Raw genomic sequence first — 20,333 nt, 5'->3', positions numbered from 1 at the left:
CATCATCATTAATAAAACCAACGATGTACACCCAACTTATCTAGATTCGCTGTACAATTATTTAGCGAACCTAAATCCACTTGCAAAAACTTTATATTCGAAAGGAACAATGGAATTTCCTTTTGAAATAATTGAAGATATAGTGTACACAAAGAAAATAGAAACGTTTTCTTTTCTCAAAAACCTGTCCCCCAATAAGACGACAATATTAGGTCAATCGAGTTTCGGAAAATCACATCTCAAAGATATTTCGACACGAATCTACACCTTTGCCGAAGAGTTTAATTTCGTCAATTTATTCCTTGGTTTGAGCAAGCTTGTCGGAAAATATACAAACAGAATCTACAGGGTAAAAGGAATCGCATTTAAAAAAAATAGCGACAAAAAAATCATTATTCAAGCTGTAGGTCCTCGTATCGAAATGAGTTATGGCAGCCAATGGAAACAGGAGGATAAAAAGTTGAATACGATGGTTTTTATCGGGAAAGAACTGGACAGTCTGTATATAGAGCGCCTTCTCACAAGGCTACTGGAAAATCATTCCAATTAATAAGAGGTAAATACCATCATCGATGTACGATGTCTTAGAATTGCTGCGCTCGATAGTGAATTCGCGCACGGCTTTTCTAAATTCCACTGTGGAAGCTTTAAGGTGATTAATTAATCTATCAATTTATGTAGATTTATATTTCAGCCGCGCTCCAAAGAAATGCAATCATTTCCTGACGAACCAGCATACGATACTTGCATTCGGAAAGAAATTTGGATTCTATTGAGGTAGCAGTTAACAGATCGCATTAAAAATCATAGGTCAATGTATAATAAAATTATAGATTATGCACAGATTTACTTGTTGCTGAATTAGAATTTTCCGTCATTTGTGTAAATGATTTTTTAGCTTTAAAAAAATCACAGCTAATTATTGACATGGCTGCTACAAATCGAATTACACGGAGCAAATAACATAACCTATTTTATCCGTAATTTGTGCGTACTCCCAGATTGAATTATTGAAAATCATACAACATTAAAACAACAATGAAAAAATTAACACTCGCCCTAATTTTCTTGGCTGGAGTCTACACACAGCATGCGGAAGCACAGACAGCAGGTACAGTACCCGACAAAGGACTTGATCTGAGCTTAATGGACAAATCTGTACGTCCACAGGATGACTTTTACAACTACGTAAGCGGAACCTGGATGAAAACGGCTAAAATTCCTTCCGACAAACCCACTTGGGGAAGCTTCAATAAATTGGCAGAAGATACGGACAACAATTCGATGAAAATTCTGAACTCACTTTTAAAAGATAAATTTCCTGAAGGAAGTGAGGGCAAAAAAATACAGGACTTGTACGCCTCCTATATGAACTTGCAGAAGAGAAATGCCGATGGGATTAAGCCCATCCAGGGAAATCTAAGCAAAATCGATGCGATAAAGAACCTAAAAGATCTTCAGAATTATTTAACTTCCGTAACCAAAGAAGGTGAGAATAATTTCTACGGCTGGGGGGTCGGTGCTGATTTAAAAGACTCTAAAATGAACGCGGTTTATTTAGGAGAAGCGTCCTTAGGTTTGGGAAGAGATTATTATCAAAAAGAAAATGAAAAAAATACCGAAGCAATTGCGGAATACCAAAAGTATGTAGCTTCCATGTTAAAGGAATTGGGGTATAAAAATGCTGAAACTGCTGCAAAAGGGATTGTTGACTACGAAAAAAGCATTGCAAAAACCTACCTGACCAATGAACAAAGCCGGGATAATACATTACAATACAACCCGCAGACTTTGGCTGAGCTATCTGCTCTAGTCAAAAATGTAAATCTACCTGAGTACCTCAAAAAAGTTGGCGTCAATACAGAAAAAGTAATCATCGGAGAATTAGGTTATTATAAGAACTTTGACAAATTGGTCAGCAACCAGAACCTTCCTGTCATTAAAGATTACCTTAAGTTTCATCTTATTAATGGAAGTGCCTCTTATTTGAGTGAAGAACTGGGAGATATGCGATTTGCTTTTTATGGGAAATATTTAAGAGGCCAGCAAGAGCAAAGAGCACTAAACAAAAGAGGATTTGAACTTATCAACTCCACTTTAGGGGAAGCTTTTGGGAAGTTATATGTTGAAAAATATTTTCCTGCAGAAGCCAAAACGCAAATGGTGGAATTAATTGACTATTTAAAGAAAAGTTTCGCACTTCATATCAATGATTTAACATGGATGTCCTCTGTCACCAAAGTTAAAGCGCTTGAAAAACTAAATAAATTTACCGTAAAAGTTGCCTATCCTGACAAATGGAAGGACTATTCTAAATTAAATATTCTATCGGAAAACAAAGGTGGAAACCTGTATGCTAACTTGCAAAGTATCACCACATGGCGATATGAAAGAGATTTGGCGAAAATCGGAAAAGCAGTAGACAAATCAGAATGGGGAATGACTCCACAAACAGTAAATGCCTATTACAATCCTGTAAACAATGAGATCGTGTTTCCAGCAGCAATTCTCCAACCTCCATTTTTCAATCCACAAGCTGACGCCGCGGTTAATTTCGGTGGTATAGGTGCTGTAATTGGCCACGAAATGAGCCATGGATTTGACGATTCCGGAGCGCAATTTGATGCGGATGGAAACTTGGTCGACTGGTGGACACCAGAAGATAAAGCCAATTTTGAAAAAGCAACAAAAACACTCGCAGCTCAATACGATAAATATGAACCTGTAAAAGGCACTTTCGTCAACGGAACATTTACAAACGGTGAAAATATCGCGGATTTAGGAGGTGTAAACATTGCTTATGATGCACTTCAACTATATTTAAAAGATAAGGGAAACCCAGGTGAAATAAGTGGATACACACAAGACCAACGTTTTTTCCTAAGCTGGGCAACGGTATGGAGAACCCTATCCAATGAAAAATATATGGTCAACCAAGTTAAAACTGATCCACACTCTCCAGGATATTTCAGAAGTTTTGGTCCATTGATCAATGTTGACGCTTTTTATAAAGCTTTCGATGTTAAACAAGGTGACAAACTTTACAAAAGTCCAGAAGAGAGAATTAAAATCTGGTAATAAGCATTATACAGGAGCTGTCTCAAAAAAGGCAGCTCCTGTAATTTTCTTTAATCCAATATCTATTTCTTTTGTGAACCAACCAACCCCAATATCGAAAGCCCCACTAGTAACATTTTGTTTATAATTCACTAAATCATTTTAGTATACTTATATTCATATTCTGAAAAACCAAGAAGTATACCATGATAAAAACCAAAACCTCAATTTTTGTGCTGGCACTATCGTTCTTCGGTTGGCTTAATGCTTTGGCACAACAGCCACAGCTTTCAACCCCATGGACAGCAATAGCCAAGCAAACAGAAATCCCACTTTCCGAATATCCACGTCCCCAAATGGAAAGGAATGAATGGCTATGTCTCAACGGTAAATGGGATTATATAGGTGGAAAGGATGCTCCGAACGCACTAAATCCTGCTGTCCCAATTTCCTTTGACCACAGCCGAGAAAGCATTCTTGTCCCCTATTGTCCAGAGTCCTATTTATCCGGAATACAACGCAAACAAGAAATTAATCTGTGGTATCGTAAAAATTTCGAGCTACCTAATCATTGGAAAGGGAAAGATATTATACTCCATTTTGGTGCAGTGGATCACGATGCAACTATATTTGTAAATGGTAGAAAAGCTGGTACTCATTCAGGTGGCTACGACTCCTTCTGGATCAACATCACTGAGTTTTTAAAGGCCGGTCCAAATAACATTGTCGTCGCAGTGCATGACAAGAACGACGGTAAGTATCCTTCGGGCAAAAATGGACCTCGAGGCGACTATACATTTTCTTCTGGCATATGGCAAACTGTGTGGATGGAACCAGTAAGCAAAAACCATATACAGGGAATCAAATTGTTGCCTCAAGTAGCAGAAAAACAACTAAAAATACAGGTCACTAGCACAGCGAAGGCAAAAGTTACGGCCATCGTTTCTTCAGAGGGAAAAGAAATTTCAAAAACGGTAATTCAGTCGGGCATGGAATTTAATATACCGGTAGAAAATCCAAAACTTTGGTCTCCTGACTCCCCCTTTTTATACGATTTAAAATTAAGTATACATGGGAAGAATGGAGAAATCATTGACGAGGTTAAGAGCTATTTTGGTATGCGTGATATTAAACTTGGTAAGGTAAACGGAATTGTAAGGCCGCTCTTGAATGACAAATTTGTGATGCAGCTCGGTCTCCTGGATCAGGGGTATTGGCCCGATGGTATTCTAACAGCACCTACGGAAGAAGCTCTCAAATATGATATCGAGTTTACCAAAAATGCTGGTTATAACCTTATTCGTAAGCATATGAAAACCGAACCCCAACGGTTCTATTATTGGGCAGATAAAATGGGACTGCTTGTGTGGCAAGATATGCCCTGCCTTTGGTATCCCGAAGAAGATACTACGATTTATCGAAAAGCATTTCGTGATGAATACAAGGCCATCGTTGACGACCACTACAACTCGCCATCCATTATCGCCTGGGTTCCTTTTAACGAAAATTGGGGCGCTTTCGATGTACGCAATATTACCGACTGGACCAAACAATATGACCCTTCACGTTTAGTGAACGGTAATTCGGGATTTAACAACAATCCATCTTACCAAAAAGCTTATGGTGACCCCGGAAATGGAGATTTTGTTGACACCCATATCTATGTTGGCCCAAAGGGTGCCTCAGAACCTGATTCGAAAAGGGCAGCTTCCCTCGGAGAGTTTGGTGGCGTAGGCTTATTTGTCCGCGGTCACATGTGGCCTGTCGAAAACAATGCCTATGCCTACGAACCCACTATAGAGGCACTCACAGACCGTTATATATTCCTAATGGATAATGTCGAACAATTGCTCCGATACAAAGGATTGAGTGTTGCTATTTATACGCAAACTACCGATGTGGAACATGAAGTCAATGGCCTATTGACTTACGACCGTAAAATACAAAAAATGGATCTTGAAAGAATAAAAGCAGTCAACCAAGCCGTGATTAAAGCTGGAAATGAATTGAATTAGCGGATACAGATGTTCGCTATTTCGCTCTCAAAGAATTTTCAAACGATTCAACTGAAACAGCTGTTCTTTTTGCAGAAGTGTTTAATAACAGATCAACGGGTAACACTATTATGGCAAAATATTCAGAAAAAGCATCTGAGAAAGTTGAAAAGACGATGCACGAAATGAAAGAAGGAAAATTAAAATCTGGTAGCGGGAAAAAGGTAACATCACGAAAACAGGCGATTGCTATCGGCCTCTCCGAAGCAAAAAAAGAAGGTGCCAAAGTACCCAAAAAAAAATCCTAGCAAGTAAACTTGCTAGGATTTTCTCTTTAGCCCAAATTATGCTTTTTCATGCGGCAATCTACAGTAGGGATTTTTTCTTGTCTGTACCATCATAAGGATCTGACAAAACATTTTGACTATCCTCGACATCTATAAAATTTTGATTTACATCTACGGGTGTATAAATATGAACACTGCTTCCATTTCTTTTTTTGAGATAATATTGAATCTTTGTTGTATCAATATTGGTCACATCTGAAGCTGTCCATATCATTTTATGACCTGCACCATCAATCGTTATTACTGTATCATTGCCACGAGCGATGATACGCTGCAGTCCCAATTCTCCTTTTCGATCACCTTCTCTTGTCAACAAATGTGTGTTACCATCTTTATCAATCATCCTGATCTGTTGATTATTGTTGCATCCAACTAAAAGGATGAAACTAAACAGAAGAAATGGAAGGGTCGTTCGTATTATTTTCATATCGTTCGTGGTATAACTCAATATAGTTTAACGACGAGACACAAAGATGCTGCCAAAATACAGCTGGCATGAAAGATACCTTCCAAAAGTTGGTGGATTTACCCCGAGTAGTGATCGCCTCCAGCAAACAACCTGCTGCTAATTCACATACAAAAACTATCTGTCTCTATTTTATATTCGTTTTTTTTATCAGACGGCTGGCACTTTCTGCTGCAATGATCAATGCTGCTGCAAGCATAATTACATCTTTCAGGACTAATCTACCGGCCGCGGATAAATAAGGAAAACCATAATTAGGTGACGGGAAATCTCCATCTAGCTTTGGCACAAACGCCTCTGGAGTTGTTATCAGGAAAGAAAGTGTAACCAATGACATAAGCACGGTACACAATGCCCCAAAAATTCCGATTTTAGGATACCAGATACCTAAAAATATCATCAGACCAATTGAAACAATTACAAAGCCAAGTATATAAGAAAAAATATAAGTTCCATTTTCTTGGTGCCATGCAATATTTTTCTTTACGACACGACCCTCCGGATTTTTAAACAACTGGTATTCCGGTATTAGCTCTCCGTTTTTATCCAACACCCGTTTTTCCGTATTATGATAAAAAAAACGCATTGCCGGACTATTAATAACAAAAGGAACTATACCATCAGCTTCATATTGAAATGCTTTTAATCCTCCAATCCATGCCATCACAATAAAAATTGAAATTCTAGCAAAGTTTGTAAAGATATATTGTGACTTTGCCAATAGCTTTATTATTTTCTCCATAACGTAGTTTGTTTAATACCATGCAAAACTAAACAATGGCTTAAATCCACAACATGGACAAATAGATCTATAACATAGACTTTTCGGCAACAATTGATAAACCGACCCGCTTCCGAAATACCTTAGGAGATACGCCTACCATCTTCTTAAAAAATCTACTGAAATAAAACTCGTCTTTGTACTGCAAATTGGCTGCTATTTCTTTAATACTTTTGGCCGTCAAATGGAGCTGTCTTTTACTTTCCAATACGAGGCGTTCCTGGATCAACTTTGAAGGGGATTTTCCCCATTTCAATTTTATTTTTTTCGTAAAAACGGCTGGACTTAAACCATAGTTCGCTGCATAAAAGGTAACTTCTTTATGCGCTTTATAATTCTTTTCCAAAAACTGCTCAAAGTCATCAATAATATCTCTATGAGCCCAATACGGTTTTTGTAGGTCGTTAAAAAGTAGCTTTTGTCTACTCGCCAGCGCTAAAATCAGCTGTAAATAGGTTCTGCTCAATGACTGATCATAGGATTCCGACGACATTTTGAGCTGATCTATTTTTTCCATGATAGTTGATATCTCATGATAAATAGCTGTTGAGAGCAACACATGAGGTTGCTGGTAGATGTTGTTGAATAGAATTCCATTACAGGCAACTTCATCTTTATGATATTCTATACAATAGAAATCGCCGTGAAATTTTAGCACACTAAAGGTACTTTTCTGCACCACATCCATCGTAAACAACTGATAGGAAGACAAAAACAAAACACTTTTAGGATCCGCATGGTATGTCACCAAATCAACCGAAAAACTCGTCGCTTTCTCAAATAAAAGAATGCAGTACAATGGTTCACTAATGTTGAATCTACCGGCAGATAATACTAATTTTTCAAACAGGATATGGGAATAGTTCATGTTATTAAGCTAAAATATGAATTTAATCGAACCTATTCATCCGGTCTTAAGCTTCGCTTCAAATGATAAAACTTAAGTAGAATATGGTCATACCATAAGGCAAATAAAAGCATACTAGCCGGTAACAATAATGTTTTCAGTTTAAAATATTGAAACATAAAGCCGCCTACAACTCCCCCAATAAAAAAGCCTCCAATAATCATCAACTTAAGAAAAATACTTTTGTGTAATTTCACTTTTTCAGCAATTTCTCTATAAAAAAGTAACTGCGAGATTTCAATACCAAGATCAGTAAACAATCCCGTCAAATGCGTCGTTCTGACAACTGATTGTGACACCTTCGTTACCAGGGCATTCTGAAGTCCCATAGCAAAAAGCAGGGCAAATGAAATTATGGTTGGTAACGTTGGCCCTGCTTTAAATAAAGCTGGGAGCAGTCCTACATTAATTAAGATAATAGACTCCATACAAATTGGAATGATATAAGCGTTATGTGATTTCTTTTTTGAAGCTAATTCTACAATAAAACCTGAAACGGTAGCTCCCATTAAAAAAAAAGCAATGTATAACAGATAAATCAAAGCCATCTTATAATTCATTAAAATCAACTGTTCTGAAAAAAATGCGAAGTGACCTGTGACATTCGTTGTTAAAGTGCTAACGGCAAGAACACCTGTAATATTGACCAAACCCGCCACACAAGATAAAATAGAGGCTAACTTTAAATTATGAATATAATTCCTTCCTCTCCCTTGATGCCTAAACATTTGAATTAATCTTTATAAATTAGAGAAAATAGATGAAAACAAGATTCATTTAAGGTTTCAGTAAATCATATACCCTGACATAATCCACCTCCATCTCTGCAGGAAATGCGCTGCTATCGACGCCTTGCACACCGCCCCAATCTCCACCAACGGCCAGATTCAATAGTAAATGAAATCTTTTATCAAATGGCCACACGCCATTGCCTTTTCCTTCATTTGGAAAACTGTAGATCTGTAAATCATCCACGAAACCACGAATATACTCGGGGGTCCAGTCTATCCGATAATTATGAAACTCCGATGTTGCCTGATCAATTCGTTTCATCACTCCTTTTTGAGTTCCGATAGAATGATTATAATCCTTTGTATGAACGGTAATATGTATTGCATTCTCGTCATAACCGACATGCTCCATGATATCTATTTCTCCCGAATGTGGCCATCCTCCGTAAACCCAATCTGTCGGTAACATCCAAGCGGCTGCCCACGTACCTTTCCCTTTCGGCACCTTGGCTCGGACTACAAATCGACCATATAGAAAATCGCCCTTGTTTTTACTCACCAGCCTAGCAGAAGTATAGTTCAACCCTTCATATTGTTCTTTTATTGCAGTAATACGTAAAACACCATTTGCAACACTTGCATTTTTCCTGTTTGCATCTGTATAGTATTGAAGTTCATGATTTCCCCAACCATTATGCAAGGAGCCTACATCATATCCCCATTTTTTTGCGTCCGGAAGACCATCGTAATCGAACTCATCACTCCAACTGGGCATTTCAGCAAACTTATATTCTCCTACATGTGTACTATCGGGACTTACGGAAAGTATTGCGATCAAAGGAAGTATCCAAAAGCTCATTATGTTTATATTTTATACAATTATTGATAAAGCTAATGAAAAATATGAATAGATTACCTCACATCGGAGACGCAATTTAAAGCTCCGTTAGTAATTATAAAATCGCGACTACTAACTTTAGTTTAATCATTTTCCCTTTACTAAAACGTGTACTATCAACCAATGGAAAGTGATAAGCAGGAGGAGATTACCCGCAATTAATATAAATTACGCTTAAAAAAGGTAGGTACAGTCAGGTTGCGATAAATTGCTTTCGTAAGATTTCGGGAAAATATACTTTTGAAAAAACTTTTAGGACTGTACGACACAAGTAAAAGATCAATAGCTTCGATTTCCACCATGTAGTCGATACAACGTGGTATAGGCATATTGTAATCTAAACGATTGACCGCATTTTTTTCCACATAATCAATTTTATTAAACGAAAATTGGGCGGATAACTTTTGTTTCCAGTCTTCAATATCTTCTTGTTTTGGAGAGATATACTTTTGTGTTACGTGCAACAGGCTGAGATTAAATTTCTCCGGTACACGTAAGGTGAAACTGTCGAGTAGATCATATTCGGACGCTTTAAAATTGCTCAGTAATGCGATATTTTGCAACCCAAATTTTTGGAAAGTGATGGGTACTGCCAAGACACCGATTGGACTCTTTTTTATCAGGGCGAAGGTATTGCTTCCCAAGACAGCTTTCTGTATCATACCTTTACCTTTAGCTCCCATGACGATAAAATGATATTCCTTTTCTTGTAGTAAGTTTAGTACCGTTTTTTCCAAGTTGCCGGCCAAACTTACGGTTTTACAGCGGAGATCAGGAAATTCATCGTCGATACGTATCTGCCAGTCCTTGAGCATGCTTTCAGCCTCTTCCTTCTGAGGCTTCAAAAACATATTCTCCATTTTCGCATGGACACTGTCTTTTATTGGGATGGTATAAGTATGCAGAAGTTCTACTGTCCAATTAAATTTTTTAGCCAGATTCGCCGCATATCGAATAGCAGTCCATGAGTTTTCAGAAAAATCGGTGAGTACGAGAATTGTTTTGTCCATAAATATTTTGCAGATAAATCAGCGCGGATTATTAGTATTACAACAGTAAAGAAGGCAGAAGGTTTTTAATAATCAATCAAAAGAGAAACTTAAAAAAAAGGTTTTCAAACGGGGAGAATGAAAACCTTAAATAACCAATTATAAACCTAAATTATGATACAACAAAGATAAGCATCAAAAAAATAAAATCCAAAATAAACTACCAAAAAGATAGACTTTTTTTTCACTAAGGAATCAGTACAGCCCTTCCTTTGATCTTACCGTTGCGCATTCGATCATAAACTTCGTTAGCCTGATCAAGCTTAAACTGCTCAATTTCAATATGAATCTTCCTTTGCCTAGCCAAACCTACAACTTCCATAAGCTCAACCCGAGAGCCCCAATACGGGTTTGTCATACTCACACCAAAAGGAAGCCCCGACATATTGTACTGGTAGTGTCCCCCGCCTAATCCAACAATTGTCAGGTCACCATCCAAACCAACAACCTTTGTTCCTAGATCTATAGTCGATGTTGCGCCGACAAAATCAATCACTACTTTAGCTTTTTTTATGCCAGTAATCTTATTGATTTGTTCGGCTGCATTTGCATCTTTCGAATTAACCACATAGGCTGCGCCGAGTTCTTTAGCAAAGGCTAGTTTTTCTTCGGTGACATCACAGGCGATAATTGAACTCGCGCTTACTTCATTTAGTATTTGTAAGGCAACATGGCCCAAACCTCCAACTCCGATCACAACCACATACTCATCTGCTGTCAATTTGCCTATCGAACGTTTTATCGCCGAATAAGGAGTAAGTGCCGCATCCGTTAATGGCGCAGCAATAACTGGATCTAAGTCATAAATTGGGACCAGTAAACGCGAAGAAGGGACAAGCATATATTCCGCCATCCCTCCATCAAGGCCTAGCCCACCACCATAAGCCATTTCCGACTGGTGATCACAATAATTTTCCTTTGATTGCTGACAGGGTTTACAGTGCCCACAGCCCCAAGGGCCATAGACCAGTACCGCGTCTCCTTTTTTATAGTCTTTTACATCCGATCCAACTTCTTCAATCCAGCCCGCATTTTCGTGTCCCAAGGTAAATACCGTACCTACAACGGTCCCCTCATCTATAATGTGGAGATCAGAATGACAAACACCTGCACCACCAATTTTTAGTAATACTTCATCGCCCTTAGGAACGGGCTTCACAAGATCATTCACAACGCGGACATCTTTATGCCCAAAAAAACGTACTGCTTTCATATTGAAAATTTTTTGTTGACTAATAGAACTACAAATAAGAACGATATATGTTTCAACGCATATGAAGACAGCGGCAACATGTAAGTCTTATTCCAAGAAAAAGTATTGCAGTCCCCTGATCGTATTACCTAACGGGCAAGTCAAAAGTATTCATGCAATAAAGGCCGGCAACTCGAAGATATTTATGTATTTTTATCGGGAATCAAAGGATAAAAATACATGCTAAAAAAAGGTGAACATATTGAAGGCGTTACTATGGAACTCCAACAATTGTTGGATACGGACGAAAAAGCCAATGCTTTTTTTGAAACACTTTCCAAATCATACAAACAAGGCTATTGTGATTGGGTTGGATCAGCAAAACAGGAACAAACCCGAAAAACAAGAGCTGAAAAAGCAATACAAATGCTACGAAATAATCAGAAAACGTTAAAAACCGTTTAGAATAGCCCAATTGGATATTAAGGTGGTCACTTATCAAAAAATACTGCAAGCCATTCTTACTCAATTGAAAGAATAGATTAAGCCAAACTAAAAAAACAACGAAAATCACCCCGAAAAACACCTAAAAACACAACCAATTAAAGAAAACTAAAGCTATTTAGGTCATATTTTTTAAAAATATATCCTAAACGCAATTTCAAAAACGGAATTTAAGTAATTTTTACACAATTAACCACTAAAACACCGTCAGTTTAAACACTTTGTAACAATATTACATAAACTTTAAAATTTCCATACCTAAATCACTTGTATCATTTTTAAAGTTTAATTACATTTGCTTTCAAGGATGCAAGGAAAATTCCATCAATATCTGTTCGGCGTAGTTTGCGCAATACTTATCAGTTTTGGCTGGTATCATGTGCCAACACCAAATAATATTCCCTCCTGCAATCTTCACGCTGTCAATCACTTCAACAAGCAAGTAAAAAGCGAAGATTATGACACCAAAGTTATTCGCAAAACTAAACGTCCTCGACATGAAAAATTAAGGGCTTATTTTTCAGAAAATGATAATGAAAACGACGACACGGGAAGCGATTCCAATAGCCCTAACTTATTCGCACTTAAAGGAGATGGTTTTGGAAATCTAGTCTCTTATATCCATCCCGAATTTCACAATACACGCACAGCAGTTTCGCTTGCAAATTCCAACCAGCTTACTTCACGAAAAAACGCCCTATATATCCATTACAGTGTATTCAGGCTGTGATTTTTTAATAATTTCTTAAAAAAACCTCAAAATAGCTTTCAAAACCATTTGGAAGCAGGTCACACTATTGTTCAATTTTTCGAAAATAATTAGAAAACTATTATCATGGTCATGAGAAGCTTTATGTATATAAGCCTGTGCCTTATTATTCTATCGACAAGCTGTCAGTCAGAAAAAAAAGACAAAAAAGAAGCTGCAGTTTTCAATGTCACTACTCCTTTGGTCAAAGATACAATTGTCAATAAAGATTATGTAGCCCAAATCCGTTCGATCAACCATATTGAATTGCGCGCACAGGAAAAAGGCTACATTCAATCGATATTTGTCGATGAAGGTCAATTTGTACAAAAAGGACAACCCCTCTTTAAAATCATGCCCAACCTCTATGAGTCCGATGTTAATCGTGCTAAAGCAGAGGTAAAATATGCTGAAATCGAATATCAGAACACCAAAAATCTGTCCGAAAAAGATATTGTCGCTCCGCAGGAAACTGAAATGGCAAAAGCAAAATATGAAAAAGCCAAAGCTGAGTTAGCCGCTATGAATACCCATCTCAAATTTACTGATATCGTAGCACCGTTTTCCGGAATCGTTGGTAAGCTTCATGTCCGTAAAGGAAGTCTTGTCGATGAAGGTGAGTTGATCACAGAGCTGTCCGATAACAGTAAAATGTGGGTTTACTTCAATGTACCCGAAGTCGAATACCTCAATCAAATGGACGCAAAACAAGACAACAGCCCGCTGCATGTACGGTTAAACATGGCCAATGGAAAAGAATTCGGTCATGAGGGTATTGTTGAAACAATTGAATCAGACTTCAATAATGAAACTGGAAATATTGCCTATAGAGCGACTTTTCCAAATCCAAAGGGATTATTGCGTTATGGCGAGACAGGTAATATCGTCATTACATCGCCCTATAATAACGCGCTTATGATACCGCAGAAAGCTACATTCGAGGAGCTTGAAAAAAAATATGTTTACGTTATTACAAAAGATAATAAAGTAAAAGCAAGAGAAATAAAAGTTGCTGCCGAACTGCCGCATATCTATGTTGTTTCTTCCGGATTGGGCAAGGACGAAAAGATTCTGCTGAATGGACTTCGCATGGTACAGGAAAACCAGACTATTGAATCCAAATATCAGACTCCGGAGAAAGTCATGTCAAACTTAGATTTATATGCAGAGTAATTAAAAAAGCAGCATTATGTTTAAAAAAGTAATACATCGACCGGTATTTGCTATTGTCATATCGGTTGTAATCCTATTTATCGGAGGTTTGGCCATAAAGCAACTTCCTACTGAGCAATTTCCAAAAATCGCACCGACTACAGTGGCGGTCTCCATTGCCTATCCTGGTGCAAGTGCCGATGTACTCGTAAAATCCTCACTGATTACACTGGAGAATGCAATCAATGGTGTACAGGGAATGCGCTATATCGCAACCGATGCGACCAGTGCCGGTGAAGCAACCGTAAACGTCGTATTTGATCCAGGAACAGATCCCAACGATGCCGTCGTACTGGTCAAAACCCGGGTGGATCAAGTTATGCCACTACTGCCTGAACTTGTTCAAAAGGAAGGAGTCGTCGTCAATCCAATTCAGCCCAGTATGCTGATGTACGTGAATCTTTACAGTACAAACAAAAGCATGGATGAAAAATTCTTGTACAACTATGCAACTGTAAATATCATTCCTGAAATCAATCGTATTCATGGTATCGCCAAATCACAAATCTTAGGTAGCCGTAGATATGCCATGCGCGTCTGGTTAAATCCCGATCGCATGCGCGCCTATAGCTTGTCAGTTGATGAAGTGATGAAAGCGATAGGAGAACAAAGTATCATCGGCCGTCCCGGTCGACTGGGACAAAGCTCGGGTATTGCAGCGCAATCCCTCGAATATGTCCTAACCTATAAAGGGCAATACAATACACCTGAAGAATACGACAATATTATCGTTCGCGCAAACGGCGACGGTGAAAACATCAAGTTAAAAGACGTAGCTAAAGTCGAACTGGGTAGTGAGTTCTTTGACATCTATTCCAATTTAGACGGGCATCCCTCGGCTTCAATTGTGTTGAAACAGAATTATGGTAGTAATGCCAATGACGTTATTAAAGATGTGAAGGCAAAACTTGCGGAGATGAAAGGTAACTTTCCTCCAGGGATAGACTATAAAATCAGTTATGACGTATCCCAATTCCTGGATGCTTCTATCGAACAGGTGATGCATACTCTACGCGATGCTTTTATTTTAGTTGCCATTGTTGTGTTTATTTTCCTTGGCGACTGGCGTTCGACTTTGATTCCGATCATCGCCGTGCCCGTTTCGCTGATAGGTACATTCTTCGTCATCCAATGGTTCGGTATGTCGATCAACTTAGTTACCTTGTTTGCATTGGTGCTTGCCATCGGAATTGTCGTGGACAATGCCATTGTGGTCATTGAAGCAGTACATGCCAAAATGGAAGAAAGTGCCATATCGCCATACAGCGCTGTAAAAGAAGTCATGGGCGAAATCGCAGGTGCTATTATCGCTATTACAGCTGTTATGGTGGCCGTTTTTATCCCCATTTCATTTATGACAGGTCCTGTCGGAACATTTTACCGTCAGTTTTCAATTACCATGGCGAGTTCCATCGTGATATCTGCAGTAGTCGCATTAACCCTTACTCCTGTGCTTGCCGCGATGCTCCTGAAAAACAACCATGGTAAACCAAAAAAATCAAACGTATTCACTAAATCGCTCGACCTTTTTAACCGTACTTTTGATAGAATAACGGGCAAGTATGCCTCCTTACTTCGTAAAATTGCCAGCCGAAGAGTGATTACATGGGGTATCTTAATAGCTTTCTGTGTCGGAATTTTCGTCATTAACAAAACGCTTCCAGGAGGTTTTATACCGAGTGAGGACCAAGGTACAATATATGCCATTATTCAGACTCCTCCGGGATCAACATTGGAACAGACCAATAAGCTTTCCAGAGAGCTCCAAAAGATCTGTCAAGGGGTAGATGGCGTAGAATCTGTCTCATCACTGGCAGGTTATGAAATCATGACCGAAGGCCGTGGATCGAATGCCGGAACCTGTCTTATCAACCTCAAAACCTGGGGTGAACGTGAACACTCCGTTAAAGAGATCATGGAAGAACTTGAAGAAAAATCAAAAAATCTTGGTGCAACGGTTGAATTCTTCGAACCTCCCGCTGTTCCAGGGTTTGGTTCTTCAGGAGGTTTCTCCATGCGCCTGCTGGACCTCAATAGAACCACCGATTACCAAGATTTCGATAAAGTAAATAAAGCGTTTATCGCTAATCTAAAGAAACGTAAGGAACTCACCGGAGTCTTTACATTCTTTGCCGCCAATTACCCACAATACGAATTGGTATTTGACAATAACGCCGCCATGCAAAAAGGCGTTTCCATTGGTAAAGCCATGGACAACCTCAATATCCTTATCGGTAGTACCTACGAGCAGGGTTTTATCCGTTTCGGTCAATTCTTCAAGGTCTATGTACAATCTTCACCAGAATTTAGAAGGCTACCTTCCGATATCATGAACCTCTACGTCAAAAATGATCATGACCAGATGGTTCCTTATTCGGCCTTTATGACCTTAAAAAAAACACAGGGACCAAACGAAATCACGCGTTACAACATGTACAATTCGGCCGCCATCCGTGGACTTCCGGCAAATGGATATACAACAGCCGACGCTATTCAGGCAATCAACGAAACTGCACTTCAAACATTACCACATGGCTATAAAGTTGCCTGGGAGGGCTTGTCCTATGATGAGGCCCAACGTGGAAACGAAGCCGTTTATGTCTTTTTAGTCGTCTTAGTCTTCGTATATCTTGTACTTGCTGCGCAGTACGAAAGCTTTATCATTCCGTTTGCGGTATTGTTGTCGCTACCCGTGGGTGTATTTGGATCATTCTTTTTATTAAAGGCAATGGGTCTTGAAAATGACATCTACGCACAGGTCGGGCTGATCATGATTATTGGTTTATTGGGTAAAAATGCGGTGCTTATCGTAGAATTTGCCGTGAAAAGGCGCCAAGCTGGCGATAGCATATTGGAAGCAGCTATTGAGGGCTCAAGAGCGCGTTTCAGACCAATTCTCATGACCTCATTTGCATTTATCGCGGGACTTGTACCACTTGTCTTTGCCAGCGGCGCGGGAGCTATCGGTAACCACACCATAGGTGCCTCAGCACTGGGAGGTATGCTTGTCGGAACAATCTTTGGCGTTATTGTCATTCCCGGACTTTACTACATTTTTGCAAAATTGGCTGACGGAAGAAAAATGATCCAAGCCGAAGACGAATCACCATTAAGCGAAGACATGATACATTATGAATAAGAATAGATTATATCACTATACAGGTTTTGCACTTTTCTTGCTCAGTCTCGCAGCCTGCAAACCACTGGAAATAAAACAACGTGCCGAAAATAGAACCGTTCCTTATAAATATGGCGATGCTGACAGCGACACCGCGAATACAGGAAAAATAAAATGGAACAGCTATTTCAGCGATCCCAATTTACAAGGACTGATCGGTCAGGCACTAGCAAACAACCAGGAGCTACATATTATGCTTCAGGAAATTGAAATAGCCAAAAATGAGGTAAGCGCCAAAAAAGGTGAATATCTACCTTCCGTAGGCGTAAAAGTTGGCGCGGGGGTCGACAAAGTAAGTCGCTACACAAACATTGGAGCGATGGAAAAGAATACAGAAATCGAACCCGGACGTGAAATGCCTGAACCGCTATTTGATTTTGGAGTTGGTGTACAGGCACAATGGGAAACAGATATCTGGGGTAAACTTCACAATGCGACCAAAGCGCAGCTGCAACGGTATTTTGCCAGCGTGGAAGGCAAAAACTTTATGGTAACTCACCTAATCGCTGAAATTGCAGATTCTTATTATGAACTCCTGGCGCTGGACAACGAACTCCTGGTTATCAATGAGAATGTAAAGATTCAAAACGACGCCCTTGTCGTCGTGAATGACCTGAAGAAAAATGCGCGATCCAATAAATTAGCGGTCAAAAGATTCGAAGCCCAGATATTGAAAACCCAAGGTATGCAATATGATATCAAGCAGAAGATCACAGAAACAGAAAATAGAATAAACTACCTTGTTGGAAGATTCCCGCAGCCGGTTCAAAGAGACCAAGCCTCTTTTGACAAGCTTGTTCCTCAAACCGTCTACACAGGTATTCCTTCGGAGCTATTAGAAAACAGACCCGATATTAAGCAGGCGGAGTATGAACTTGCAGCTTCCAAACTGGATATAAAATCGGCTAAAGCCCGCTTTTACCCATCCTTGGATATTGCTGCTGGTGTAGGGTTTCAGGCCTTTGATCCAACTTATCTCGTTAAGCCGGAATCATTTCTGGCTTCGCTCGTTGGAGAACTTACTGCGCCCCTGATTAACAAACGAGCGATCAAGGCGGCTTACTATAATGCCAATGCACGACAGGTTCAGGCTGTTTACCATTATGAACAGACCATATTGGCTGCATATATTGAAGTTGCAAACCAACTCTCCAAAATTAAAAATCTGGAGAATGGCCTACAAATTAAGACCAAGGAAGTCGATGCATTAAATGAGTCTATCGGTATTTCCAACGACCTCTTTAAATACGCTCGCGCAGATTATATGGAAGTTCTGCTAACGCAACGCGATGCCCTGGAATCTAAATTTGAGCTCGTTGAGAAGAAGGTCAACCAACTCAAAGCAAGCGTAGCGATATACAGATCCCTAGGAGGCGGATGGGATCATTAATAGCGCACTTTTAATTTTAGTTTTTATATGTTGGGGACTTATCATGTGATAAGTCCCTTTTTATTTTAACAATACACTTACTCCACCACGATTTCTTTCATTTTCTCGTTTCCATAATATGTCGGGAAATACATTAATTCAGCCTTCGCGGGGTTGACAGTATAAGTCCCGGTATAACGAGGTAAAAGTTCGATCTCAAAGGTATGTGTACCTTTCCCCAGTTTGTTGCAAAAAATGACGACACGATCTTTGAAATGCTCTCGGTGCGCCTCGATTCTATAGTATCCATTGGTTTTTGTTTCATAAGAACATCCCGCCGGTATCGGAACTTCAATCTGCACATACTCAGCTTCACCAGTTAATGTTACGCTTGCTTCAAGTTTTACAGGCTTCCCTTCCTTGAGTGCCGCTACCGTAGCACCATTGTCCTTAAATCGCGTTGCCACGGCAAAGCCCTTTTCTTTTTCTACAGCTGGATTGGGATTCCAAAAATTTTGATAAGCCGTCACAAAAGCCGGCCCCGTCCCTTCTTTCCTCACTTTAATCTGCTCATCCGACTTAAAGCTTTGCGTATACGGAAATGCAGTGACGCGTTTGCCATTGATGACCATTACCGGTGCCTGGAAAGATTCACCCTCTTTCAGTACATCAGGAAGAATACTTCGTATGATACGGGAAGATTCGTAGATATTATACCATTGGTTTTGCTGCCGCTGCGCGAAAAAGTAATTACGGATATTTTCTAAATCTGAATCATGACCACCGATTGATTTTAAGACACCATAAGCCAACAATGTATTCACGGTATTGGTTTCCGTTGGGCGCATAAAAAATCCGCCTTTCTGATCTGTTGTAGTTCCAGAAGTCCAATAGAGCCCACCTAAGACAGCCTTTGACGCGTATTTAAGAACGGTATCTGCAGCATGTAAATCCTTAAGACCCAGTTTTGAAATCAATAGATATTTCAACAGTTTATCCTTAATGGTTTTACTTTTCAGTTTTGTGTCGATTTCGAAGAAATAATCTTTGTAATCAGCTTTAGTATCCAACCGGAGTAGATATATCAAGGAGCTAAACAAATTCTCCTTGGCCCCGTGAAGCTTATCTTTATCCAATAGAACATCCAGCGAAGCCAAGCTGCTTTTCAACATGGTCTTTTCACGTTCTGCATAAATCTCCGTATCGATCTCAACCTGGTAGCCGGCTTCTCGGGCATCCAACAGTACCCCGATCACATAGTTGCTGATCCAGGTCACAGTTTCACTTTTGTTCCACCAACCCCAGCCCTGATTGGAATTTTTGTTTTTCTGTAACTCCTTCAAAAGATCCTTTATTTTCTTATCCTCTGTAAAGGGCTTTCCGATCAATTTTGTCAGCTCTTTTTTGGAAAGTAATGCGCTCAATTTGGAAGCCATCTGTTCATTGCATAGAAATTTATAACGATCGATCGATTCAATTTCCCGTTGTAAAAATTCCAGCGAATTTGCTTCGGCATGCAAGGTGATTTCGCCTAGTGCTGGAGAAGTTTTTAGTAAATATTCTGCGGTACTGTTGAGTACTTTAAAATCTCCTTCATGTTGTTCAAGCCCCTTTTCAAAAATCGGAATGCTACGTTTTTCACCATCAAAATATCCATTTGACAATTCGATCGAATAAGCAAGTTGGACGCTGTCCCCCTGAGCGGCAATAACTGATATAGGATCCCGATAGGACTTCGCAATTTTCAACGTTGCCTCCTGCGTTGTCAGCCCATTGTTGATGGTACGCAAGAGCTGCAAGCTGTCGCTAAGATAATTAACAACCCTTCCCATGGCTGTAAACTGATCACATTTGGCGACTCCCCGATTTGCCATCAGAAGTGATCAGTTTACAGCCATGG

General features: G+C 39.4%; 18 protein-coding genes. 9 read left to right on the top strand and 9 right to left on the bottom strand.

From position 1 onward, the window contains the following. A partial coding sequence (locus tag B2X72_RS04775; protein WP_286848420.1) for a GTP-binding protein occupies window positions 1-550 on the top strand: 550 nt, incomplete at its 5' end. A gap of 488 nt (window positions 551-1,038) precedes the next feature. Continuing rightward, complete coding sequence (locus tag B2X72_RS04770; protein ID WP_070566893.1) at window positions 1,039-3,078, top strand: M13 family metallopeptidase; 2,040 nt, start codon at window positions 1,039-1,041, stop codon at window positions 3,076-3,078. Between the two features lie 6 nt (window positions 3,079-3,084). On the opposite strand, the gene B2X72_RS04765 is transcribed toward B2X72_RS04770, so the two are convergent. Then, window positions 3,085-3,210 carry a hypothetical protein gene (locus tag B2X72_RS04765; protein ID WP_286726839.1) on the bottom strand — a complete coding sequence of 42 codons (126 nt, stop codon included), beginning with the start codon at window positions 3,208-3,210 and terminating at the stop codon, window positions 3,085-3,087. 53 nt (window positions 3,211-3,263) lie between these two features. Here B2X72_RS04765 and B2X72_RS04760 point away from each other — a divergent pair, with 53 nt between their 5' ends. Beyond that, complete coding sequence (locus B2X72_RS04760; RefSeq protein ID WP_083295991.1) at window positions 3,264-5,072, top strand: glycoside hydrolase family 2 protein; 1,809 nt, start codon at window positions 3,264-3,266, stop codon at window positions 5,070-5,072. A gap of 110 nt (window positions 5,073-5,182) precedes the next feature. Then, on the top strand, window positions 5,183-5,359 hold the full coding sequence (locus B2X72_RS04755; RefSeq protein ID WP_167450483.1) for a DUF6496 domain-containing protein: 177 nt from the start codon (window positions 5,183-5,185) through the stop codon (window positions 5,357-5,359). 58 nt (window positions 5,360-5,417) lie between these two features. Here the strand turns inward: B2X72_RS04755 and B2X72_RS04750 are convergent, their stop codons facing one another. The 7 genes from B2X72_RS04750 to B2X72_RS04720 all read right to left on the bottom strand — a co-directional run bounded on the left by B2X72_RS04750 (window position 5,418) and on the right by B2X72_RS04720 (window position 11,443). Continuing rightward, complete coding sequence (locus B2X72_RS04750; RefSeq protein WP_139145018.1) at window positions 5,418-5,825, bottom strand: hypothetical protein; 408 nt, start codon at window positions 5,823-5,825, stop codon at window positions 5,418-5,420. A 166-nt stretch (window positions 5,826-5,991) separates the two neighbouring features. Then, complete coding sequence (locus tag B2X72_RS04745) at window positions 5,992-6,606, bottom strand: DUF417 family protein (protein WP_046675093.1); 615 nt, start codon at window positions 6,604-6,606, stop codon at window positions 5,992-5,994. 67 nt (window positions 6,607-6,673) lie between these two features. Then, window positions 6,674-7,513, bottom strand: a complete 840-nt coding sequence (locus B2X72_RS04740; RefSeq protein ID WP_070566895.1) for a helix-turn-helix domain-containing protein — start codon at window positions 7,511-7,513, stop codon at window positions 6,674-6,676. Window positions 7,514-7,545: 32 nt separating this feature from the next. Further along, window positions 7,546-8,280, bottom strand: a complete 735-nt coding sequence (locus B2X72_RS04735; protein WP_070566898.1) for a YoaK family protein — start codon at window positions 8,278-8,280, stop codon at window positions 7,546-7,548. Between the two features lie 49 nt (window positions 8,281-8,329). Beyond that, window positions 8,330-9,142: a glycoside hydrolase family 16 protein gene (locus B2X72_RS04730; protein ID WP_070566900.1), complete on the bottom strand. Its 813-nt coding sequence runs from the start codon at window positions 9,140-9,142 to the stop codon at window positions 8,330-8,332. A 197-nt stretch (window positions 9,143-9,339) separates the two neighbouring features. After that, on the bottom strand, window positions 9,340-10,191 hold the full coding sequence (locus B2X72_RS04725) for a universal stress protein (protein WP_070566902.1): 852 nt from the start codon (window positions 10,189-10,191) through the stop codon (window positions 9,340-9,342). A 226-nt stretch (window positions 10,192-10,417) separates the two neighbouring features. Continuing rightward, complete coding sequence (locus B2X72_RS04720) at window positions 10,418-11,443, bottom strand: NAD(P)-dependent alcohol dehydrogenase (RefSeq protein WP_070566904.1); 1,026 nt, start codon at window positions 11,441-11,443, stop codon at window positions 10,418-10,420. Window positions 11,444-11,662: 219 nt separating this feature from the next. On the opposite strand from B2X72_RS04720, the gene B2X72_RS04715 reads away from it, so the two are divergent. From B2X72_RS04715 to B2X72_RS04695, 5 genes are all read left to right on the top strand, one after another. Next, on the top strand, window positions 11,663-11,887 hold the full coding sequence (locus B2X72_RS04715; RefSeq protein WP_070566906.1) for a YdeI/OmpD-associated family protein: 225 nt from the start codon (window positions 11,663-11,665) through the stop codon (window positions 11,885-11,887). 346 nt (window positions 11,888-12,233) lie between these two features. After that, window positions 12,234-12,656, top strand: coding sequence for a hypothetical protein (locus B2X72_RS04710; RefSeq protein WP_070566908.1), 423 nt, complete (start codon window positions 12,234-12,236; stop codon window positions 12,654-12,656). A gap of 111 nt (window positions 12,657-12,767) precedes the next feature. After that, the gene (locus B2X72_RS04705) at window positions 12,768-13,847 is read left to right on the top strand and encodes an efflux RND transporter periplasmic adaptor subunit (RefSeq protein ID WP_254667720.1); all 1,080 of its coding nucleotides are present in this window, start codon (window positions 12,768-12,770) and stop codon (window positions 13,845-13,847) included. A gap of 16 nt (window positions 13,848-13,863) precedes the next feature. Further along, a complete protein-coding gene (locus tag B2X72_RS04700; RefSeq protein ID WP_286775143.1) occupies window positions 13,864-17,025 on the top strand; it encodes an efflux RND transporter permease subunit in 3,162 nt (1,053 codons plus the stop codon). Further along, window positions 17,018-18,454 carry a TolC family protein gene (locus B2X72_RS04695; RefSeq protein ID WP_070566915.1) on the top strand — a complete coding sequence of 479 codons (1,437 nt, stop codon included), beginning with the start codon at window positions 17,018-17,020 and terminating at the stop codon, window positions 18,452-18,454. The genes B2X72_RS04700 and B2X72_RS04695 overlap by 8 nt, the downstream gene beginning before the upstream one ends. A 77-nt stretch (window positions 18,455-18,531) precedes the next feature. Here B2X72_RS04695 and B2X72_RS04690 read toward each other — a convergent pair whose 3' ends face one another. Further along, window positions 18,532-20,307, bottom strand: a complete 1,776-nt coding sequence (locus tag B2X72_RS04690; RefSeq protein WP_286848417.1) for a hypothetical protein — start codon at window positions 20,305-20,307, stop codon at window positions 18,532-18,534. Window positions 20,308-20,333 lie beyond the last annotated feature (26 nt).

Origin of the sequence: Sphingobacterium sp. UBA7253, from assembly GCF_002472745.1 — a bacterium.
Lineage (GTDB): Bacteria > Bacteroidota > Bacteroidia > Sphingobacteriales > Sphingobacteriaceae > Sphingobacterium > Sphingobacterium siyangense.
Note: the sequence above shows the minus strand (reverse complement) of the source record. Positions and strands in the feature narration are given on the sequence as shown.

Bases quoted from the DNA above. Each gene is read 5' to 3' on its own strand.
- B2X72_RS04770 (WP_070566893.1), top strand. From the start codon at position 1,039: ATGAAAAAATTAACACTCGCCCTAATTTTCTTGGCTGGAGTCTACACA.
- B2X72_RS04760 (WP_083295991.1), top strand. From the start codon at position 3,264: ATGATAAAAACCAAAACCTCAATTTTTGTGCTGGCACTATCGTTCTTC.
- B2X72_RS04755 (WP_167450483.1), top strand. From the start codon at position 5,183: ATGGCAAAATATTCAGAAAAAGCATCTGAGAAAGTTGAAAAGACGATG.
- B2X72_RS04750 (WP_139145018.1), bottom strand. From the start codon at position 5,825: ATGAAAATAATACGAACGACCCTTCCATTTCTTCTGTTTAGTTTCATC.
- B2X72_RS04745 (WP_046675093.1), bottom strand. From the start codon at position 6,606: ATGGAGAAAATAATAAAGCTATTGGCAAAGTCACAATATATCTTTACA.
- B2X72_RS04740 (WP_070566895.1), bottom strand. From the start codon at position 7,513: ATGAACTATTCCCATATCCTGTTTGAAAAATTAGTATTATCTGCCGGT.
- B2X72_RS04735 (WP_070566898.1), bottom strand. From the start codon at position 8,280: ATGTTTAGGCATCAAGGGAGAGGAAGGAATTATATTCATAATTTAAAG.
- B2X72_RS04730 (WP_070566900.1), bottom strand. From the start codon at position 9,142: ATGAGCTTTTGGATACTTCCTTTGATCGCAATACTTTCCGTAAGTCCC.
- B2X72_RS04725 (WP_070566902.1), bottom strand. From the start codon at position 10,191: ATGGACAAAACAATTCTCGTACTCACCGATTTTTCTGAAAACTCATGG.
- B2X72_RS04720 (WP_070566904.1), bottom strand. From the start codon at position 11,443: ATGAAAGCAGTACGTTTTTTTGGGCATAAAGATGTCCGCGTTGTGAAT.
- B2X72_RS04715 (WP_070566906.1), top strand. From the start codon at position 11,663: ATGCTAAAAAAAGGTGAACATATTGAAGGCGTTACTATGGAACTCCAA.
- B2X72_RS04710 (WP_070566908.1), top strand. From the start codon at position 12,234: ATGCAAGGAAAATTCCATCAATATCTGTTCGGCGTAGTTTGCGCAATA.
- B2X72_RS04705 (WP_254667720.1), top strand. From the start codon at position 12,768: ATGAGAAGCTTTATGTATATAAGCCTGTGCCTTATTATTCTATCGACA.
- B2X72_RS04700 (WP_286775143.1), top strand. From the start codon at position 13,864: ATGTTTAAAAAAGTAATACATCGACCGGTATTTGCTATTGTCATATCG.
- B2X72_RS04695 (WP_070566915.1), top strand. From the start codon at position 17,018: ATGAATAAGAATAGATTATATCACTATACAGGTTTTGCACTTTTCTTG.
- B2X72_RS04690 (WP_286848417.1), bottom strand. From the start codon at position 20,307: ATGGCAAATCGGGGAGTCGCCAAATGTGATCAGTTTACAGCCATGGGA.